Origin of the sequence: Streptomyces cinnabarinus (assembly GCF_027270315.1) — a bacterium.
Classification (GTDB): domain Bacteria; phylum Actinomycetota; class Actinomycetes; order Streptomycetales; family Streptomycetaceae; genus Streptomyces; species Streptomyces cinnabarinus.
The window spans coordinates 9546642-9565148 of record NZ_CP114413.1; the positions used below are offsets into that span (position 1 = coordinate 9546642).

The following is an 18507-nucleotide window of genomic DNA, read 5'->3' on the forward strand; positions in this document are numbered from 1 at the left end:
CCGGGCGGGCTGTGGAGAGGCCAAGTTCGGGGCCGGGTGGAGGCGGCCGAGTCCTGGCTCTGGTCCGTCGTGCCGAGGTACAGGTCTTTGTCACTCCAGTGGAAGCTTCACCCAAGGCCCTACTAGCGTCACACGAAGTCAGATTTCGGGGGAAGTCATGCGTACTGAAGCATTGGCCGTGATGCGGGCACGACTGCGGCAGGTCGTCGAGACTCGCGATCCCTCACCGGTACTACAAGCGGAAGCTGTTCATCAAGCCCGGAGACTCGCGGATCTTCTCCCCGCCCAGGACGACATGGAAATCCGTTTCGTGCTGGGCTGGTTCCACTGGTACCGCGCTCGCGCACTGCGCGCCGGCCAGGAGGAGCTGAAGGCCGCTGTCCAGGCATTCACCCCGTGCTTCGTTGCCGGTCTCGACGACCTGCCGACGCCGTTGCTGCCCTACGTCGCCGATGCCGCCGCATGGCACGCCCACGAGATTCTCGAGCGCGCACGGCTGTCACGTGAGCCGGAGCAGCTCTCCGCAACGGTGGATCTTTGGCGGCGCATCCTCTTGGCCATACCCGCGGACAAGCCGGGCCGTGTCAGTCACCAGTCCAACTTGGGATCCGCGCTGCTCGCTCGGTTCGAGGTGGGTCAGGCAGGTGCAGACCTCGAGACCGCTATCGACTGCTTCCGGCTGGCGCTGAAGACCACCCCCGTCGGTCACGTGGACCGCGCAGGACTCCTCACCAACCTCGGGGGCGCCCTCATGCGTCGGTTTGAGCACCGGGGCGGGATGCATGACCTCGAAGCTGCCATCGACCACCTGCGGAAAGGCGTGGAGGCAAGCACTCCCGACGACCCCGACCGCGCGATGTATCTGTCCGACCTCGGGGCCGCGTTGCAGGCCCGGTTCGAGCGGACCAGAGCGCCGACGGACCTGGAGGCCGCCGTCGGCCACCTCCAGGAGGCCGTGAACACCACACCCCCCGACCACCCCGGTCGTGCGGTGGGCCTCCACAACCTGGGGCTCGCGCTGCAGCGTCGAGTCGAGAGAAACGCGGCGACGGCGGACTTCGATGCCCTCATCGACTGCTTCCAAAAAGCGCTAGAGGCAACCCCCACCGACCACCCCGGCCGTGCGGCCTACCTGTCCAACCTGGGCACCGCGCTGCAAGGTCGGTTCGCACAAAGTGGTGCCGATGCCGACCTGGAGACTTCCATCGATTGCTTCCAGAAGGCGCTACAGGCAACCCCCACCGACCACCCCGGCCGTGCGGCTTATCTGTCCCACCTGGGCGCCGCCCTGGAGACCCTGGCGGAGAGGACCGGATCGGTGGCGGATCTGGAGGACGCCATTCGGCACCACAAGAAGGCCGTGGACACCACTCCCGCCGACCACCCCGACCGCGGGGCTCGCCTCACCAACCTGGGGACCGCGCTGCACACTCGTTTCGAGTGGAATGGCGAGATCGCGGATCTGGACTCCGCCGTCGACTGCCACCGGGAGGCGGTGCACACCACTCCGGTCGACAACTCCAACCGCGCAGCCATGCTGTCGAACCTGGGGATCGCAGCGCAGGCCCGGTTCGAACGGACTGGCGCTGTCGCGGACCTGCGGACTGCGGTCGACCACCTCCAAGAGGCCGTGGACGTCACCCCCACCCACCACCCGAGCCACGCGAGGCATTTGTCCAACCTCGCAGACGCCCGGCGGATCCGGTACAGGCGCACTGGCGCGGTGGCGGATCTGGAGACCGCCGTCCAGCTCCATCAGCGGGCCGTGGACGCCACGCCCGGCGGCCACCCCGAACGCGCGCCCCGGTTGTCCAACCTCGGGATCTCACTGCAGGCCCGCTTCGACCGGCTCGGCGCGGGCGCCGACCTGGACAGGGCCGTCGGCCACCTCCAAGAGGCCGTGGACGCCACTCCCGCCGAGGACCCAAGCCGTGCGAGGTACCTGTCCAACCTCGGCACCGCTCTGCAGACCCAGTTCGAGCGGACTCGTGTGGCTGCGCTGCTGGACACTGCCATCGAACGGCTCGAGGAGGCCGTGGAGGCCACCCCGGCCGACCATCCCGACCGCGCGCCCCGTCTGTCCAACCTCGGCGGCTCGCTGCGGGCCCGGTTCGAGCGGACACGCAAGGTGAAGGACTTTGACGCTGCCGTCAACGCCTGGCAGAAGGCGTTGGATGCAGACTCGGCTGCTCCGTCGATCCGCGTCGAAGCAGGTATCTCAGCGGCTGGCCTCCTGACCAAGTCCGGTGATGCCGAGCGGGCAGCTGACGTGACGGAGACAGCAGTTCGGCTGCTGCCTCAGGTGGTTCCCCGTCGGTTGGAGCGCCGTGATCAGCAACACGCCATCGGCAGCTTCGCCGGGCTGGCCGGTGCCGCCGCCGCACGAGCGCTCGCCGCCCCGGGCGGGAGTGCGTCCGAACGGGCTGAGCGGGCGCTGGGGCTGCTGGAAGCGGGGCGTGCCGTGCTGCTCAGTCAGGCACTCAACGCCCGCAGCGACCTGACCGACCTCAGCGAGCACCATCCCGAGCTAGCCCGTCAGTTCGTCGAGCAACGCGAGCAACTCGACCAGCCCGTGAACATCAAGGTCTCCACTGAGCACAGCGGTGCCGGCCAATCTCCGAGGTTGCGGCAGGGCAACACAGCGCGGGCCCGGCACCGGTTGGCGGAGCAGTTCAACGCCACTCTGGCCGCCATCCGCAGCCTGAACGGCTTTGCGTCCTTCGCCCTTCCACCCACCGTCGAGGAGCTCATCACCGAGGCATCCCACGGCCCCGTGGTGGTGTTCAACGTCCACAGCGGCCGTAGCGACGCCCTACTGCTTACCGCTCACGGCATCACCAGCCTTGAGCTTCCGCGCCTCATTCCCCGCGACGTGGTCGAAGCCGTCAACACCTTCCGGCAGGCGCTGCAGCTGGCAAGGTCGGGAGCAGGCTTATCTGAACGGGAGGAGGCGCAGGAGACACTCCTCGCGGTCCTTCGCTGGCTGTGGGACGCCGCCGCAGGCCCTGTGCTGGAAGCGTTGGGACACGACGGCCAACCGGCGGCGGCGACGCGCGGGCCGCACGAGGAAGACTGGCCTCGGGTGTGGTGGGCCCCCGGCGGGCTGCTGGGGCTGCTTCCCCTGCACGCCGCGGGACATCACAGCGACTCGGCTGACGATCCGCACAGGCGCACCGTGATGGACCGGGTCGTCTCCTCCTACACCCCCACCGTGCGCGCACTGCGCTATGCCCGCCAGCGTGCTTCCCGACAGGCGCGCGAAACCTCAGCTCCTGGGGCGCTGATCGTCGCGATGCCGACCACGCCGCACGTGCCAGGCCGGCTGCCCTTCGTCGACGCCGAAACCGCCATGCTGCAGGCTCGTCTTCCCGACTCCGTGGTCCTACGGGAGCCGGACCCTGCCGACGGCCCTGCGGATCTGACGCCGTCCACACCGACGAAGGCCAACGTCCTGGCCCACCTGCCCCGTTGCCCGATCGCGCACTTCGCCTGCCACGGCGCCAGCCATCCCGCCGACCCGTCGAAGAGCCTGCTGCTGCTCCACGACCACAAGGACGACCCTCTCACCGTGGGGAGCCTCGCCCCCGTAGCACTCGACCGGGCCAGGCTGGCCTACCTCTCCGCCTGCCGCACCGCAGCCGTCGACACGGCCCGCCTGCTGGACGAGGCCATTCATCTCACCTCCGCCTTCCAACTCATCGGCTACCCTCATGTGATCGGCACTCTGTGGGAAATCGACGATCGGATCGCCGTCCGTATCGCCAAGACGTTCTACGAGGGCCTGAGGTCCGATACTGGGGCACTGGATCCCGACCAGGCGGCCCGCGCCCTCCATGAGGCCGTACGGAGCGTACGAGACGGCCACGACCTGCCACCCGGCAAAGACCGGACACGAACACCCTATGTATGGGCAGCCCACCTCCACGCCGGAGCCTGAACCGCACTCCCCCCAAAATCGCACGACCACCAACTCCACCCCACCCCCTTGCCGCTCGTGACAGATGCACCTGTGAGAGGTCTGTGCTCCTGCCAAGTTGCGTTCACCCGGACTCGTCCGGCAGACCCGCGCCGAGCTGCCAAGGGTGGCCGCGACGTGTCGCCACCTTCGGCCGCTTGCCCCGGGGGGCTCTTGGGGGCCGGGCCACGGCTCACCGGGCAGACCGTCGCCGTCTTTTCCTGCGCCGCCTTTGGTCGTTCGGCAGATTCGTGATCACGGTGTACTCCCTTGGCTGTGGGCCTGTCGTGCTGGTCTGGGGTTGAGCGGTCACCGGTTGCGGCGCACCGTGTGGGCGCAGCCGGGGTGGATGTAGCCCGACCTGGCCGCGCCGCCGGACGGGCTGCCCGTGTCGTGCGGCACGCGCTCTTGGCCGGACCCGAACGCGCGGTCGCACGCGAGGGGGGACCGCGCTGACAGGCGTGCCACTCGTCCTGGTCGCTGTCCCTTGCTCGTCGTCTGGCCTTCGGGGCTGGCGTGGTTCGGGGAGGCCGGTGCCGGTGATCGGGCCGACCGTGCCCTTCTCGCCCGTACGGGGGTTGGTGTAGGCCATGATGGGAGTGGCCCGGGCGCCTGGTTTCATCCTTCGAACATTCCGGGGCCACGAGTAGAAGGACACCGATGGGCCTCGATGTCACCGCTGGCCAGCACGGTCTGCTGACTCTGTGCGCGTTGCGCGCCGGTGACGCCGGCCTTGACTGGAGCCTGATCGCCCGCGGTGCCCAGAGCCCCGAGGGGCTGGCCGCGCTCATGGACGGGCAGTTGCACGAGGCCTCGCGTGCCGCGACCAAGAACCGCCCCCTGCTGCAGCAGGAGGCCCTGGCCGCCAGCCTCGACGACGACGAGCTCGCTGCGGCCGGGTAAGGCCGGCGCGCGCCTGGTCACTGTCCTGGACAAGGACTACCCGGCGAACCTCCGGGTGATCGGCAACCTGTCGCCGTTCCTGTTCTGCCGCGGCGAGCTCGATCAGCGCGATGCCCGCTCGATTGCCGTTGTCGGCGCCCGCCAGGCTTCCGAGGACGGGCTGCGGCGGCCCGGATGGCCCGCGAGCTCGTCGAGCACGACGTCGTGATCGCCAGCGGTCTCGCCAGGGGCATCGACGCGGCCGCCCCCAGGCCCACGCTCACCGCGGGCGGCCGGACCTTCGCCGTCATGGGGGCCGGTATCGCCGCTCCGGTCTACCCGGCCGAGAACCGGCCGCTCGCGACCGCGATCCGCGCCGCTGGCGGCGCGCGCTGCTGAGCCAGTTCTGGCCCACCAGCCCCCCCGGCGAAGTACACCTTCCCTCGCCGCAACGTCGTCACGTCCGGCACCACCCTGGGCAGTGTCGTCATCGAGGCTGCCAGCACGTCGGGCGCCAAGGTGCAGGCCCGCCTGGCCGCCGAGCACGGCAAGCTCGTCTTCCTGATCCGCTCCCTCGCCGACACCCAGCCCTGGGCCAAGAAGATGCTGGACGAGGACCGGGCGATCCTGGTCACCGCCTCCAGAGACATCACCGACCGCCTCGGCCAGGCCGCGGACATCCAGGCCGTCGGCCGGCAGCTCGCCCTGGCCGGCCTGTGACGGCAGGTCTCCCAAAACCGGCGCAGGCTTCCCCGACTGCCCGGTGTGCTCCTACCGCATCACTGGCACCGCCCGCCTGTGCTCCGACTGCGTCGGCCGCACCCTCCAGCCGGTCGCCGAGCCCCACTGCTCGGTCTGCTCCCAGGCCGTCCCGCCTGGAATGCCGTCCTGAGCCACCTCCCAAGACGAGAACGGCCTCTGTTGCTCACGGAACGTCACACGAATGGGGCGCCTAAGAATGCCAGCGGTGTGTAGCAGTGTTGAACTAGTTCTGGCAGATGTCCGTCTGCCAGAGGGATCACGAGTCCCGTCTCTCTGCCAACATCCTGGTGGTAAGCATGAAGCAAGAAGTCGAACAGGTCCGCCTTTCTCCGGACGAGCTCAAGAGAGCGCAAGCGAGCGCGAAGGCGTCGCTTGCGCAGCTCGAATACATCGGTCAGCTTGTTTTCGAGAAGCTGGGGCGCCGAACCGTGACGCTCGGGGAGAACGAGATCACTCAGATCCGTATCGACCCGAACGCCGGTGTTATCGCGTTCAGCACTGATGGCGACAGCGAATTGGGATGCGTCCAGTACCGGGACCCGCCTGGGGTCTGTGAGCCCTGCCCTAAGTAGCACAGGCCTCGCCCTGCTAGTGCTGCACCAGAGACGTTCACCGGGTCGGTGGCAGTCGGCCGCAACACCTGGTATTTCAGCCTCTCGTCACGCAGCACGTCTTGAAGAGACCATCCTGGCCCGGCGCGGGGGTGGTCTCTTCTGCTGTTCCGCTCGGGGTCCAGCATCCGAACCCCCGCTTCCCTAATAACGGCTAACACAATGAGGTGGATCGGTCCTGGGTGACGTGTCCGGGCGGGAGTTGGGCGTTCAGACCGGTGTGGGGGCGTTGCCGTGGATCGTGTCGGATGAGCTGTGGGATTGCCTGGAGCCGCTGCTGCCGCAGCGTGAGCGCAGGTTCCGGTATCCCGGCCGCCAGCCGTTGCCGGGCCGGGAAGTGCTGTGCGGGATCTTGTTTGTACTGCCTACCGGGATCCAGTGGGAGTATCTGCCGCAGGAGCTCGGTTTCGGCTCGGGACCGAGTCTGCGGCGGCGTGGCTTGCTGAGTGCCTGTTTGCGATTTCCGTGGTCGCGCGTGGTGTTCGCAAAGCGCGGCTGAAGCGGTCCTGCCGTCTGAGGAGGCGGGCTCGCAGTAAGCGCGAAGTCGGTGACAAGGGCGACGAGACGGCCGATGGCGCGGTGGCCAGACCGCTCAGCGATACGAGCGTGGCCATTCCCATCTCATGCCACCAATCCAAATGCCGCCAAAAACAGAGTCCCCCTCGAACTCGAAGGTGACGCTATCTATAGCGCTCTTGAGGCACACGACATCCCTCGCCCATGCACGGAAGCAATCAGAGAACGGCGACAATGCCTCCGCCTGGAGATCGGCTGCTATGTGACTACGCAGTAATGAGTAATTGGCGCTGACGCCTCGTACTGCCGCGTCAATGCGCTTCCATGAGTCGTGGGACAGTCGCGGCAACTCAACCTCTGCCAGCCGGAATCGAAGATTATCTCGTAGATCTGTCCAGCGCGTTTCGACAGCCGCCAACGCCCTGTCACCAGTCGTATGGTCCAAGAGCGCGAACCTGTCCACTTGAGATGCGGGCGCGCACTGCTCCAAGTCGATTTGCATTTCCTCTAGGGAGGCAGCGGCTTCACGGAGACTTTCAAAGCTGCGTGTGGCGAGACTCCGTACTGCGCTCTGCTGTGCCAGCCTTGCGTGCTCGTTGCCAAGGCGGCCGAGTACAACTAAGGCGAAAGGTATGGCAAACATCAGGCCCGTGAAGCTGGACACCAAGTTAGTGAGAAACGCTCGGTTGTCCCACCAGCCATGAGAATCTCCGACGACACCCAGCGCGATTATTAGGGAGCCAAGAACGGGGAGAATTGCACACAATCTCCTTGTGAGTGATGGCGTTTCACGCCAAATCGTTCCAAATCGCTCCATTGACACCTCTCTCGCTGCACGTTGGTACTTCCTGATTCCGACACGCATGACACGACACGGAAGGTTCCACTCGAGCAGGTCTCGCACGGCTTCCGACCACTTGGGACGGTCGTCGACGTAACGACTGTGTTCGTGGTCAGGTGGCGGTTGGCATTGGGACAGATGGGAGGGGCTGTGCCGACTTGCGGGCCGGTTTGCGCGTAAGGCGGCGGGTCATGAGCGTGATGGATGCCCAGGTGATGAGGGTCTCGCTGACCTGCGGCAGTCTCTCGTGGTCCCGGCAGTGCCGACGCGCCCGCATGATCCACGAAAGTGACCTCTCGACCACCCAACGGCGCGGCAGGACCACGAAGCCCCTGGCCTCCGGCGGACGTCGAACCGTCTTGACCTTGATGTCGAGACGCTCCTTCGCCCAGTCGACCAGCGCACCCGCGTAGGCGGAGTCGGCCCAGACGATCGCGATCTCGGGGTGCATCAGGTGCAGGCGAAAGAGGACATCCTTCGCGGCGTCCCGGTCAGTAACGTCGGCTGCGGTGACCATGACGAGCAGGACCAGGCCGCGAGTGTCGACGACGATGTGGCGCTTGCGGCCATTGATTTTCTTCCCGGCGTCGTAGCCGCGGCTGTCCCGGCTGACGGTCTCGGACGCCTTCACGCTCTGGGAGTCCACGATCACCGCGGTGGCCTGTGGGGTCTTGCCGCTACTGAGCCGTACTCGCCTGCGGAGCTGGTCACGGATGACGTTGACGATCCCGGCCGCGGCCCAGCGGCGGGCGAAGCCGTAGATCGTCCGCCAGGGCGGGAAGTCCGAGGGCATCGCCCTCCACTTTATCCCGTTATCCACGAGGTAGCGGATACCGTCGACGATCTCACGGCGGGGATGCTTTTCCGGCCTGCCCCGGCCGGTCTCGCAGGCCGCAGGCGGAAGCAACGGCTCGATCAAGGCCCATTCAGCGTCCGTCATGTCGGACGGGTAGCGGCGTCGGCGCATAGGAAGGAAGGGATCCTGGCCAGTTGGTGCGGGGAGGGAGCCAGCCAGGACCCCGGTCCTTTGTGCTGTCGAAGTGTCGGCGCCCCGCAGAGAGATCAGCTGGTCTGCGAGGCTGCCATCTCCAGACTGGCCTCCACCGCTCTGATCTGCGTGCTCAGGTAGTTCGCCCACCGGCTTGTGGGGTAGAGCGCGAGGTGCGGCGCCAGCGTGCCGGTGATCATCCGGCGGAACTGGGTGAGCTTCTCGCTGATCCAGACCCGCTCCCACGCTTCGAGCTCCTGCTCGCTCGCCGCGAAGTGATAGCCGGCCTCTCGGGTCCAGATCAGCGGAGGCCACTCACGCTCACCGCACATGTCCCGCAGCGCGGCCAGACCGCTGCGGGTCTGGTACTGGCTCAGCTCGCAGGCGCCCATCAGGCGTTTGAGGGGCAGACCCGCAGGCGCTGCTTCCATCAGCGCGATGTGGATCAGTTCGGCATGGCGCTCCGCTGCCGGGGAGCGCTTGCGCACGGTCACTCACCCCGCAGGATGCGGGCGAGTTCCTCATCCATGTCTACCAGGCCGGTGGAGACCGCGGTCTCCATCCAGTCGAGCGTCGCGCGGGTGCGAGCGATGTTCGACAGCAACACCTCGCGCTCGTCCCCCGACCACTCGCGGTCCCGCATCTTTGGCACCGCCTTCGACGCCTCATGTACGAACCGGTGGAACGCACCCAGCAGGTCGACAAACTCTTCGGTCCGCTCGATCCTCCTGAGGGCCGGGCCGACCGGCGAGGTGCGGCGGAAGGCCTCGGCCTGCTGGCGGGAGCGGTCGGCCTGGGCCCGGTTGACCATGTGCCGTGCTCTGTCGTCGGCCGCGACCCTCGCGGCGACCTCGGGACGGCGCAGCACGTCGGAGGCCATCCTCGCCGCCGCGGCATCGTCCTTGACCAGGGACTGCATCGCCTCCGCGCGGTGCTCGGGCTTCTGGGCGTCGTTGACCGCGCGCCGGGCGGCGGTGTCCTCCATCAGCCGGGCGGCAACCTGTGGACGGCGCAGCACATCCCGCGTCACCTCCACCGCGACATCCTCGTCGGCGGCCAGGTCGTGAACGCGCTCCACCTTCTCCTGGACCGTCCCGGGCCGGTCCGGCCGACGGCCCACGCGCTTCTGGGCCAGGTTCGTCGTCCACCGCCGTGTCCCGGTCACGTCGTCGACCGGCGGATCGTCGATCGCCTTGAACCGCTCGGCATCATCCTGGATCGACGCAAGGACCGAGTGGACCTTGTGCGAGACACCCTCACGGCGCCGGTCGGCCGGCCAACGGTGCGAGGTGAACCGGTAGTTCAGGACCGTACTCAGCGACAGCCCGATGTCATCGGCGTATATCTGCAGCGATGCGTAGACCCCGAACAGTTCGTCGCTGTGGGGAGCAGAACCGCCTTGCGGCCTCATCGGCTCGATCTCCGCGGCGTGGTCGCCAATCGTGAACATCGCCCGTCCCATCTGGGCGACCAGCTGCCGGTCTCCGGCGACGATCTCCGCGTAGCGCTGCCGCGTGACCTGGCCGACGTTCTCGGACACGGTGGCCACCACCCCTTCACGGGGCCGGGTGCGGCACGGCAGGCCGCAAGGAACCCACGGCCCCTTGCTCCTCTGGAGCGTCCTCCCGCCACGAGATCGTCAACAAGGCTCCGGCTTCAACTTCGGACGAAACGACGGGAGTTGGACAGGTAAGCGTTCAGAACAGCGTCACGGTGACGCTGTTCTGAACGCTCGCTGTCGCTGGCGCCAGGCCCTCGTACGGCACTTCGCAGAGCAGTAGACCGTCCCCGCCGGATGCTCCACACCCGGCGTCCACTGTGCCCCGCACGATGGACACTCCGCCGTATCCAGGTTGTCCCGCAGGGCCGTCACTCTCGCCCGCACTCGGCGGGCCTGATGCCACTGCCTGGAACGACACACCGCCGAACAGAACCGGACCCGCGGGCCGGCGTCCGGTCGGAGCCGCTCACCGCAGGCCGGGCAGTACCGGACGGGTGCCCGGCCGTCGCCATGGGCCATGTGACCAGGCTAGGCCCGCCAGAAGGTCACTTCAGCGACTTCGAAAACGGGCACTAAGGGGTGACCATGCTCGTCGTCACCCGCGAGGGTGACCGGCGCTGCAAGCTCCGCCCGTCCCAGCGCGTGATGGTGGCACTGGTGTAACTGCTCGAACACACCACTCTGGCGAAGATCGCTGCAGGGTTCGGGATCAGCGAGTCCACCGCCCACGCCTACACCAGTGCGGTCATCCACCTGCTCGCCGAACGAGCACTGGGTCTGCTGAAGGTTCTGCGCGAGACCGACGCGGACTTCGTCCTGCTGGACGGCACGCTCGCCGAGTGCGACCGGGTCGGCGACAGCCGGGCCGACTACTCGGCCAAGCACCGCCGCCACGGCATGAACGTGCAGGTGGTGACCGACCCGGCGGGCCAGTTGCTGTGGGTCTCGCCCGCCCTGCCCGGTCGCGCCCACGACCTGACGGCGGCCCGCGCCCACCGGATCATCCTGATCTGTGAGCGCCAGGGCATCCCGATCCTCGCCGACCGCGCCTACATGGGAGCCGGCTCATGGGTGGCGACACCTCTCAGACGCCCGCCCGGCCGCGAGCTGACACCGACCCAGCAAACCGTCAACCGCGCGCTGTCCGCGGCACGGGCGCCGGTCGAACGCGGCGTCGCGCGGTTGAAGTCCTGGCGTATCTTCCGCCGGTCCCGGTGCAGCCCGAATCGAATGACGTCAATTGCCAAGGCCGTCCTCACCCTGGAGCAGCAACGCTGAAAGACCTCAATGAGAGCATCCTCTGTTGCCTTGTGGTCGGCGTTGATCTCGAATCGGTCATCGTCGGCTCGAACGCGGCTGGTGGACGTGCCGGACATCTGCGCTCCGGGCAGCCTCGATGACAGAGCGGTGTTGAGCGAGGCGATTCGGGTCGCTGCCGGAGATCAGCACCACGTCGGTGTGCCGGGCGACCACGTCGGCGACGCCGGCCGCGTCGGACAAGTCGACAGCGACAGTGTTGAAACCTGCGGACGCGAGCTCACCGAGGCGCAGCCGGTTCCGGCCGACCGCGGTGACCGACTCGGGAGCAGTTCCCCGGTCGAGCATGGCGTTCAGGACGTGGCGGCCAAGTGAGCCAGTGGCCCCGAAGACCAGGATGGACGACTCAGACACGGTCATGGAGCGTCACCTGGTAGCCGTCGGGGTCGGCAAACGTGAAGGTGCGACCGAAGGGGCCATCGATCGGTGCGGAGACGATGGTCTGGCCGTCGGCGACGAGAGCATCGTGGATGGCCTGGACGTCGGTGGCGTGCAGCCAGAGCGCGACACCGATGCCGGGCTGGGGCACGGAATCGAGGTCAGTGCCGGGGACGATGTCGCGGAGCGCGAACGCAATCGGTTTCGTCTCGAAGTCGACCGCGTGCGGAGGTCCCGCCTGTGAGCGGACGAGGCCGAGGTACTGCTCGTAGAACGCCTGCGAGGCGTCGAGGTCGCGCACCTGGAGCGAGATGAAATCGGGGCCGGTGACGGGCATGGCGGACTCCTTAGCTTTCGTGTCAGCTTACTGACACAGGCAAGTATGTCAGAATACTGACATGAGTCAAAACGGGGACGCCATCGACCTGGACAAATCCCTCGGCTACCTACTGAAGGAGGCTTCGAGTGCCCTGCGCGCAGCCATGGAGGAGGTGCTGCGGCCGCTCAGAATGACGATCACGCACTACTCGTGCCTCGAGCTGCTCGCGCAACGGCCGGGCTTGTCGAACTCCGAACTCGCACGAGGCGCCTTCGTGACACGACAGTCGATGAACGTGCTGCTCCGGACCCTGGAGCGAGACGGCTACGTGACCAGGCCCGCGGAGGCACCAGTCGGGAAGGTCCTTCCCGCGCGACTGACGCCTCGCGGCCGAGAGAGCCTGGAGAAGGCCAGCAAGGCGGTCCGCTCCGTCGAAGTCAGGATGCTGGCTGGCCTGACCGAGGCCGAGCGGTCGGACGCGCTCCGAATACTGCGGAGCATGATCCATTCCCTGCGCGATGACAATGACGGCGCATGACTACGTTTTCCAATGCACGCCTTGGCGCCCCGATTCAGGCGCGTCTGTGGCATGGTCGCCCTACTGGCTGTCCCAGAAGCGTTGTGCGCCAGGCCCATCCACTGCTCAGGTGCGGGGCGGTGGGGCAGCGCGGAGTCCGGAGGGCCTGCGGGCGGTGATGTCCGGGCGTACGGGAACGTCGCGGTAGTCGGACACGGTCACGTAGCCGCGGCGCTCGGTGTCAAGCCGGACCAGATCGCCGATCTCCTCCCAGCCGTCGACCAGTTCAGCCGGCAGGTGCTCGATGCCGCCGGCCTGGACCTGAACGGCCCAGGCCGTGAGCTCCTCGCCGTACACCTGGCGCCACTCGCCCAGGACGGTGAACAGGTGGCCGAAGTCGTCGACCAGGGCCAGGGCGCGCGCGGCGCCCGGCGCGGAGCACTCGGCGTACCGGGACTCGTCGGGGGCGGTGCGCTTACCGAGGCTCATCAACCAGTGCGCGGACACGGGTGCTCTTCCGCACCAACCGCCCAGCCCGCCACCCCGGGTAGGCGACGCCCGCGCGCACCAGGTCGAGCGTGTGGTCGATGAACTCGACGTGCTTTCCGCCGCAGAGACGAAGGGTCTCCTCGCGTCCCTTCCACTTGAGGCAGTACCGCACGAAGGAGAGGTCGTACGGCGCGTACGACTGCATCTCTCCGCGATCAGAGCGGTCCTCCGACCTCACACCCAAGGTCGGGTACTCCACGCTGCCCTTGAACTGAGGCCGCCCGCGCCTAGGGATCACTACCGCCGCGGTCAATTCCCGTCGATCGAACGGGAATTGAGCGGCCCGTAGGCGTACTGGAAGGAACTGACCTTGCCCCGGCCCTCCAAGCAAACGGAGTACGTGCACATCGACGCCCTGTTCGGCGAGCCAGGCAAGAACGTCATCGACTTCGACCTGATCGAGACCCAGTTCCGCCACCTGATGCGCGTGGCCGTCTCCGTGCGCGAGGGCGCCATCTCCTCCTCCACGCTGCTCAAGCGGCTGCGCCCCGGGTCGAGGAAGAACGCCACGTACGCCGCGTTCCGCGACGTCGGCCGCGTGATCCGCACCGTCCAGCTCCTGCGCTACCTCTCTGACGGGCCGCTTCGCCGACGGGTGACCGCGGCGACCAACAAGGTGGAGTCGTTCAACCGGTTCTCCCAGTGGATCGGCTTCGGCAACCGCGGCATCAGCGCGGACAACGACCCGATCGAGCAGGAGAAAGCGATGAAGTTCAATGCCTTGCTCACGAACGCGGTGATCTTCCACAGCGCCCTGGACATCGCGGAGATCGTCCGTCAGCTCCTGGAAGAGGGATGGGAGATCGATCCGGAGGACCTGGCGCACATCTCGCCGTACCTGACCGAGCACATCAACCGGTTCGGCGAGTACAGCACACACGAACTCGGCATCCAGCCCGACGCGTACGACCCCAAGCTCGACGTCGACGTCACCCCGCTGCGCGAGCAGGACCTGATCGCCGCCGGCCTCGGCCAGGCCGCCTGAGCCTTCCCCGTGTGCGTGCTGGCCGTTCAGTACCGGCCCCGTCCGAACGCCGACACCCGCACCTGTCCGTCAGGGATGTGTACCGGGTGCCATCTCGTATGCCCCGTAGTTCCCGGCGAAGTACTGGGCCATGGATGCCAGGGTGACCTCTACGCTGTCCGCCATGTAGCGGAGCAAGTCGTCCAGGTCGGTGCGGGTGGTGCCCAGGACCGGGTCGAGGCGCAGGAGTTGCCAGGACTGCCGGACGATCGTGCCGCGGCCTTGGGGGCGGAAGGTCCAGTCCCACTGCACGATGCCGTTCTCGGCGCCGCCGACGACGAACCCGAATGCGGTCGCGGGGTCGGCTCGTACGACTTGGGAGCGGGTGGTCCACTCCCGTCCGTCCTTGCGGTTGTGGCCGCTGAACCAAGCCCCGACCCGGGGTCCGGCCTCGTGGTCGTAGGCGGCGTTGGTCGCGTTGGGGCTCCAGCGGCTGATCGAGGACACGTCGCCGACCAGGTGGTAGACGCGGGCGGGTGGAGCGTCGACCCAGGCGCGCCTGGTGAACGCGTAGGCGGCCGGGTCCAGGGACTCGAAGGTTGCAAGGGGGTCGGGTCGGGCGGTGGTACTCACAGGGGTGCTCCTCGGTGGTCGGACTGATCGGCTGCGTCCACCTCAGCGGCGGTGCGGCTCGGGAACCAGACCCGCTCGTGCCTATTCACAGCTGGGGCAGGCTGGGTATCCGCAGGACGTTGATACTCGGAGCCATGAACGGAAAATCGCAGCTCGGGGAGTTTCTGCGGACGCGGCGGTCCCAGCTGCGTCCCGAGGATGCCGAAGTGCCCACCTACAACGAGCGCCGGCGCGTGTCCGGGCTCCGGCGCGAGGAGCTGGCGTTGTTGGCGGGTGTGAGCGCCTCCTACTACACGCGGCTGGAGCAGGGGCAGTCGCAGAGCGCCTCTCCGGAAGTGCTGGACGCGATCGCCGGGGCGCTGCGGCTGGATGACTCCGAGCGGCGGCATCTGCACGATCTGGCACGGGCGGACCGGCACCGGCCGCGGGTCCGGCGGCCCGCGCCGGAGCGCGTGAGTGAGGCGGAACGGCAGTTGCTGGACGTCCTGTCGGACGTACCGGCGGTCGTTCTCGGCCTGCGCAGTGACGTGCTGGCGTGGAACCGGCTGGGACACGCCCTGTTCGCGGGACATCTGGAGTTCGGGGCCCCGGAGGTCGCGGGGCAGCGTCCCAATATGGCCCGCTTGGTGTTCCTCGACGGTCATACCCGCGAGCTGTACGCGGACTGGCCGAGCAAGGCCAGGGCCGTGGTGGGGAACCTGCGGCTGGTGGCGGGCCGCCATCCGCAGGACGCGGCACTGCACGCGCTGGTGGGTGAACTGAGTTCGACGAGCACGGAGTTCGCCACGATGTGGGCGGACCACCGGGTCAGGGCGTGCACCGTCGCCGCCTATTCGATGCGCCACCCGTTGGTCGGAGCGGTGAACGTCATCCAGCAGACCCTGAGCCACGGAGCGGGCCCCAGCGTCGTCGTGGCCACCACGGAGGCTGGCTCCCCTTCGCGTGCGGCGCTGGCCTTGCTGGGGCAGGCCACCGCGCAGGCCGGGCCGGGGCAGGAAACCGCCGCAGCTGCCCGGACCGCTCCGCTGGCGTCCGTGCCGCCGAACCCGGCCGGTCCTGCGCGACCAGGCCCCCGTACTGCCGCCGGCTGATCGACGTACCACTGCCACCAGGCGCTGTTTCCGCTCGCACCCGGCTCACCCCTGCCCGGACGGCGGCCGGTGGACGCCGCCAGTGGCCACGCGCCTTCTTGTCGGCCGGACCCACAACACAATTCCCCGCATGCGTCGGCGTGTGGCTGCCGCATGCCCGAAAACGATTGAAGGAACCATGACCAAGAAACTCTCCGCTCTCGCTGCCACGGTGGCCGCCCTGGCCGCTGTGGCAGGGGTCGTGCTCGGACCCGCCCAGGCATCGGCCGCCTCCCCGACGCTGGTCGACGCCCGGATCGCCGCGCACTTCGACCTGGCCATGGGCCGGACACCGGAGAACATCGCCCTGGCCCCGGACGGCGACGCGTACGTCACCTTCGCGGCCGGCCGCCAGGTCGCCAGGATCTCCGCCCACGGCGGCACCCGTATCCTGGCCACCCTGCCCGCGCCGGCCGACGGCGGCATCCACACCCCGGTCCTGGGCTTCGCCCTGACCACCGGCATCGTCCGCGCCCATGACGGCACCCTCTACTTCCTGTATGCCACGGGAACCCCCGACCTGACCGGGCTGTGGCGCCTGCGCCCGGGCGGCCGCCCGCAGCGGATCGCCGCGCTTCCCGCGGGCGGCCTGCCCAACGGCCTGGCTCTGGACGCACGCACCCGCACCCTCTACATCACCGACTCCGTCCTCGGCACCATCTGGCGCGTCCCCACCCGGGGCGGCATCCCCACCGCCTGGTCCACCGCGCCCGAACTGGCCTCCACCGGCTTCCTCGGCGCCAACGGCCTGAAGATCCGCGACGGCGAGATCTGGGCCACCAACCTCGACCAGGGCACCGTCCTGCGCATCCCCGTCCTGCGGGCCGGGCGGGCCGGCCGGATCCGCACCGAGGCCACCGAGTTGCCGGGGATCGATGATTTCGCCTTCACGGGCCGCGGCGACCAGCTCCTCGCCACCCTCAACGGCTCCAACCAGGTCGCGCTGGTGCGGCCCGGCGGCAGCCACACGATCGTGCTGAGCCCGGCCGACGGCCTGCAGAACCCCACGTCCATCGCCTTGCGCGGCGACACCGTCTACGTGCTGAGCGCCGCGTACGTCACCGCCAAAGACCCCAACCTGCTCCTCGCCCGTCTGAACAAGTAAAGGAGAAAGACCATGCAGGACGCACACGAGATCACCCTCGGCGCTGTCAGGGCGCGGGCGTCGCACGCGGCGGCGGTCGGCCCCCACACCTCAGCACGGTCACAGACTGCACCTCCACTTCCACGCTGGTGCGGGACAGGCGGGCGTCGAGTTCGCCCAGGTCGCGGGCGGCCTCGGTGAGTGAGGCGGGCGGCCTGTTCGGGCGGCGGCCGCGGTCACAGCCGGCCTCCGCGGCTCGGCGAGTGGTCGCGAGAGGCCGGGAGTTGGGACTGCTGGATGATGCGCGGGGTGGCGGGGGCGCCCTGGGAGGGGTTGTTGACCTCGTCCTTGAACATGTCGGAGAGGTCCTCGCGGGAGTCGTACAGCCCCAACGCGACGATCATCAGCAGCAGGGCGCCGATCCCGGCCTTGACGCTGAACTTCTGGATCATGCCGATGACCACGAGGATGATCAGACCGGCCTGCAGTCCCTTGGTCCCCCAGTCCTCGAACATGCCGATCCAGGAATCGCCCAGGTCGTCCAGCTGACCGGCCAGCACCAGGCTGTGCACCGTGTTCACCTGGCACCCCCGCCCCGGGCCGCCCCGGACTGCAGCGCGGAGACTTCCCACCGGCCCGAGCGGGCCGTGAGCGTGAGCTCGTACGCCAGCGGCCACCGGCCGGCAGCGTCCCGGGCCTCAACCGCCGCGCGGACACGCACGTTCGTGCCGTCGGCCGGCACCGCCTGGTCGGCCGCGGCCTCCTCCACGGCCCACACCTGCTGTACCTCGACAGACGCATACGGGGCGGGGGAGACCGCGGTGAGGTTCACGCCGGGAGCGAGATAGCGGTCCACTTCTCCGGCACCGGTCAGGTAGGCGGCGAGGAACTCCCCGACAGCCGCCGACAGATCTCCCTCCGGGACACTCACGCCGTACGACGACCTCGGCACCTCGGCCCTCGCCGGGCCCGCCACCACGCCGGGCACCCCGGACACCGTGAACGAGGCTCCCGCGCTGCCGGCGGCCACCGGCACCGTGTAGTACCGCACCGCTCCGTCGGCGTACTGCGCAGCCACCGTCACCGACCACGCACCGGTGCCGCGTTGCGCACTGCGCACCGCCGTCACGGTTCCGGGCGCAGAGTGCGCAGCGCCGGCTGGGTCGGGCAGCTCGACGTCCGGCGCCATCGACTGGGCAAGCCGTGCCTGCGCACTCGATGCGTCGTCCGTGCTGCTGCGCAGCCACGCGCCGACGAAGACCTGTGCATAGCCGGCCGGGTCGGCGGCGGAAGCCGTGGTGCGCACGGAGGTGGGCTCGGTCGCGGGGGCTGCCGCGACCGTGGCCGGGGTGGAGGCGAGGGCGACGGCCAGGGCGACGGGGCCGGCCCCGATGACCGTCCAGACGGCCACGCGCGAGAGGCGGACGCGGCGGCGCATCGCCTCCAGTCGGGCGCTGGCCGCCATCGGAGCAGCGGCCTCGCTCTGCGCGGCCCGCTTGCCAGGAGACATGGTCAAACTCCCAGGTCAGAAAGGATGTTGCTGACCTTGAGGAAACCCGC

18 protein-coding genes and 3 pseudogenes are annotated in these 18507 nt (G+C 68.5%); 11 read left to right on the top strand and 10 right to left on the bottom strand.

Annotated features, from left to right (window positions below):
* Nucleotides 1–157: 157 nt before the first annotated feature.
* The 6 genes and pseudogenes from STRCI_RS42995 to STRCI_RS43020 form a co-directional block, all read left to right on the top strand.
* Nucleotides 158–3937, top strand: coding sequence for a CHAT domain-containing tetratricopeptide repeat protein (locus STRCI_RS42995; RefSeq protein WP_269664412.1), 3780 nt, complete (start codon nucleotides 158–160; stop codon nucleotides 3935–3937).
* Nucleotides 3938–4615: 678 nt separating this feature from the next.
* Nucleotides 4616–4858, top strand: coding sequence for a hypothetical protein (locus tag STRCI_RS43000; RefSeq protein ID WP_269664413.1), 243 nt, complete (start codon nucleotides 4616–4618; stop codon nucleotides 4856–4858).
* 55 nt (nucleotides 4859–4913) lie between these two features.
* Nucleotides 4914–5557, top strand: a pseudogene (locus STRCI_RS43005) (DNA-processing protein DprA).
* 43 nt (nucleotides 5558–5600) lie between these two features.
* Nucleotides 5601–5729, top strand: a complete 129-nt coding sequence (locus STRCI_RS43010) for a hypothetical protein (protein WP_269664414.1) — start codon at nucleotides 5601–5603, stop codon at nucleotides 5727–5729.
* 166 nt (nucleotides 5730–5895) lie between these two features.
* Nucleotides 5896–6171 (top strand): hypothetical protein, encoded by a 276-nt coding sequence (locus tag STRCI_RS43015; RefSeq protein ID WP_269664415.1) that lies wholly within the window; start codon nucleotides 5896–5898, stop codon nucleotides 6169–6171.
* 259 nt (nucleotides 6172–6430) lie between these two features.
* Nucleotides 6431–6646: pseudogene (locus STRCI_RS43020) on the top strand (transposase); the annotation flags it as partial.
* A gap of 1033 nt (nucleotides 6647–7679) precedes the next feature.
* Here the strand turns inward: STRCI_RS43020 and STRCI_RS43025 are convergent.
* The 3 genes from STRCI_RS43025 to STRCI_RS43035 form a co-directional block, all read right to left on the bottom strand.
* A complete protein-coding gene (locus tag STRCI_RS43025; RefSeq protein ID WP_336298845.1) occupies nucleotides 7680–8534 on the bottom strand; it encodes an IS5 family transposase in 855 nt (284 codons plus the stop codon).
* A 95-nt stretch (nucleotides 8535–8629) separates the two neighbouring features.
* Entirely contained in the window at nucleotides 8630–9043 is a 414-nt protein-coding gene (locus STRCI_RS43030) for a RacP protein (RefSeq protein ID WP_269664416.1), read from the bottom strand.
* A gap of 2 nt (nucleotides 9044–9045) precedes the next feature.
* Nucleotides 9046–10095: a DUF6192 family protein gene (locus STRCI_RS43035; protein ID WP_336298846.1), complete on the bottom strand. Its 1050-nt coding sequence runs from the start codon at nucleotides 10093–10095 to the stop codon at nucleotides 9046–9048.
* Nucleotides 10096–10641: 546 nt separating this feature from the next.
* Between STRCI_RS43035 and STRCI_RS43040 the strand changes: the two are divergent.
* Nucleotides 10642–11334 (top strand): annotated as a pseudogene (locus STRCI_RS43040) (transposase).
* 57 nt (nucleotides 11335–11391) lie between these two features.
* On the opposite strand, the gene STRCI_RS43045 reads toward STRCI_RS43040, so the two are convergent.
* Together STRCI_RS43045 and STRCI_RS43050 are read right to left on the bottom strand one after the other, a co-directional pair.
* Nucleotides 11392–11733 (bottom strand): SDR family oxidoreductase, encoded by a 342-nt coding sequence (locus STRCI_RS43045; RefSeq protein WP_269664418.1) that lies wholly within the window; start codon nucleotides 11731–11733, stop codon nucleotides 11392–11394.
* Entirely contained in the window at nucleotides 11720–12088 is a 369-nt protein-coding gene (locus STRCI_RS43050; RefSeq protein WP_269664419.1) for a VOC family protein, read from the bottom strand. Before STRCI_RS43050 ends, STRCI_RS43045 begins: the two co-directional genes overlap by 14 nt.
* Nucleotides 12089–12149: 61 nt before the next feature.
* Here STRCI_RS43050 and STRCI_RS43055 point away from each other — a divergent pair, with 61 nt between their 5' ends.
* Nucleotides 12150–12608: a MarR family winged helix-turn-helix transcriptional regulator gene (locus tag STRCI_RS43055; RefSeq protein WP_269664420.1), complete on the top strand. Its 459-nt coding sequence runs from the start codon at nucleotides 12150–12152 to the stop codon at nucleotides 12606–12608.
* A 105-nt stretch (nucleotides 12609–12713) separates the two neighbouring features.
* On the opposite strand, the gene STRCI_RS43060 is transcribed toward STRCI_RS43055, so the two are convergent.
* A complete protein-coding gene (locus STRCI_RS43060; protein WP_269664421.1) occupies nucleotides 12714–13076 on the bottom strand; it encodes a hypothetical protein in 363 nt (120 codons plus the stop codon).
* Nucleotides 13063–13281 carry a hypothetical protein gene (locus STRCI_RS43065; protein ID WP_269664422.1) on the bottom strand — a complete coding sequence of 73 codons (219 nt, stop codon included), beginning with the start codon at nucleotides 13279–13281 and terminating at the stop codon, nucleotides 13063–13065. The genes STRCI_RS43060 and STRCI_RS43065 overlap by 14 nt, the downstream gene beginning before the upstream one ends.
* Nucleotides 13282–13440: 159 nt before the next feature.
* Here STRCI_RS43065 and STRCI_RS43070 point away from each other — a divergent pair, with 159 nt between their 5' ends.
* On the top strand, nucleotides 13441–14121 hold the full coding sequence (locus tag STRCI_RS43070; RefSeq protein WP_269664801.1) for a Tn3 family transposase: 681 nt from the start codon (nucleotides 13441–13443) through the stop codon (nucleotides 14119–14121).
* A 69-nt stretch (nucleotides 14122–14190) separates the two neighbouring features.
* On the opposite strand, the gene STRCI_RS43075 is transcribed toward STRCI_RS43070, so the two are convergent.
* A complete protein-coding gene (locus STRCI_RS43075) occupies nucleotides 14191–14733 on the bottom strand; it encodes an SRPBCC family protein (protein ID WP_269664423.1) in 543 nt (180 codons plus the stop codon).
* A gap of 134 nt (nucleotides 14734–14867) precedes the next feature.
* Between STRCI_RS43075 and STRCI_RS43080 the strand changes: the two genes are divergently transcribed.
* Nucleotides 14868–15824, top strand: coding sequence for a helix-turn-helix domain-containing protein (locus STRCI_RS43080; protein WP_269664424.1), 957 nt, complete (start codon nucleotides 14868–14870; stop codon nucleotides 15822–15824).
* A 178-nt stretch (nucleotides 15825–16002) separates the two neighbouring features.
* Entirely contained in the window at nucleotides 16003–16968 is a 966-nt protein-coding gene (locus tag STRCI_RS43085; RefSeq protein ID WP_269664425.1) for an SMP-30/gluconolactonase/LRE family protein, read from the top strand.
* Between the two features lie 215 nt (nucleotides 16969–17183).
* Here STRCI_RS43085 and STRCI_RS43090 read toward each other — a convergent pair whose 3' ends face one another.
* Together STRCI_RS43090 and STRCI_RS43095 are read right to left on the bottom strand one after the other, a co-directional pair.
* Nucleotides 17184–17528, bottom strand: coding sequence for a hypothetical protein (locus STRCI_RS43090; protein ID WP_269664426.1), 345 nt, complete (start codon nucleotides 17526–17528; stop codon nucleotides 17184–17186).
* Complete coding sequence (locus STRCI_RS43095; protein ID WP_269664427.1) at nucleotides 17525–18457, bottom strand: conjugal transfer protein; 933 nt, start codon at nucleotides 18455–18457, stop codon at nucleotides 17525–17527. Before STRCI_RS43095 ends, STRCI_RS43090 begins: the two co-directional genes overlap by 4 nt.
* Nucleotides 18458–18507: the final 50 nt, after the last annotated feature.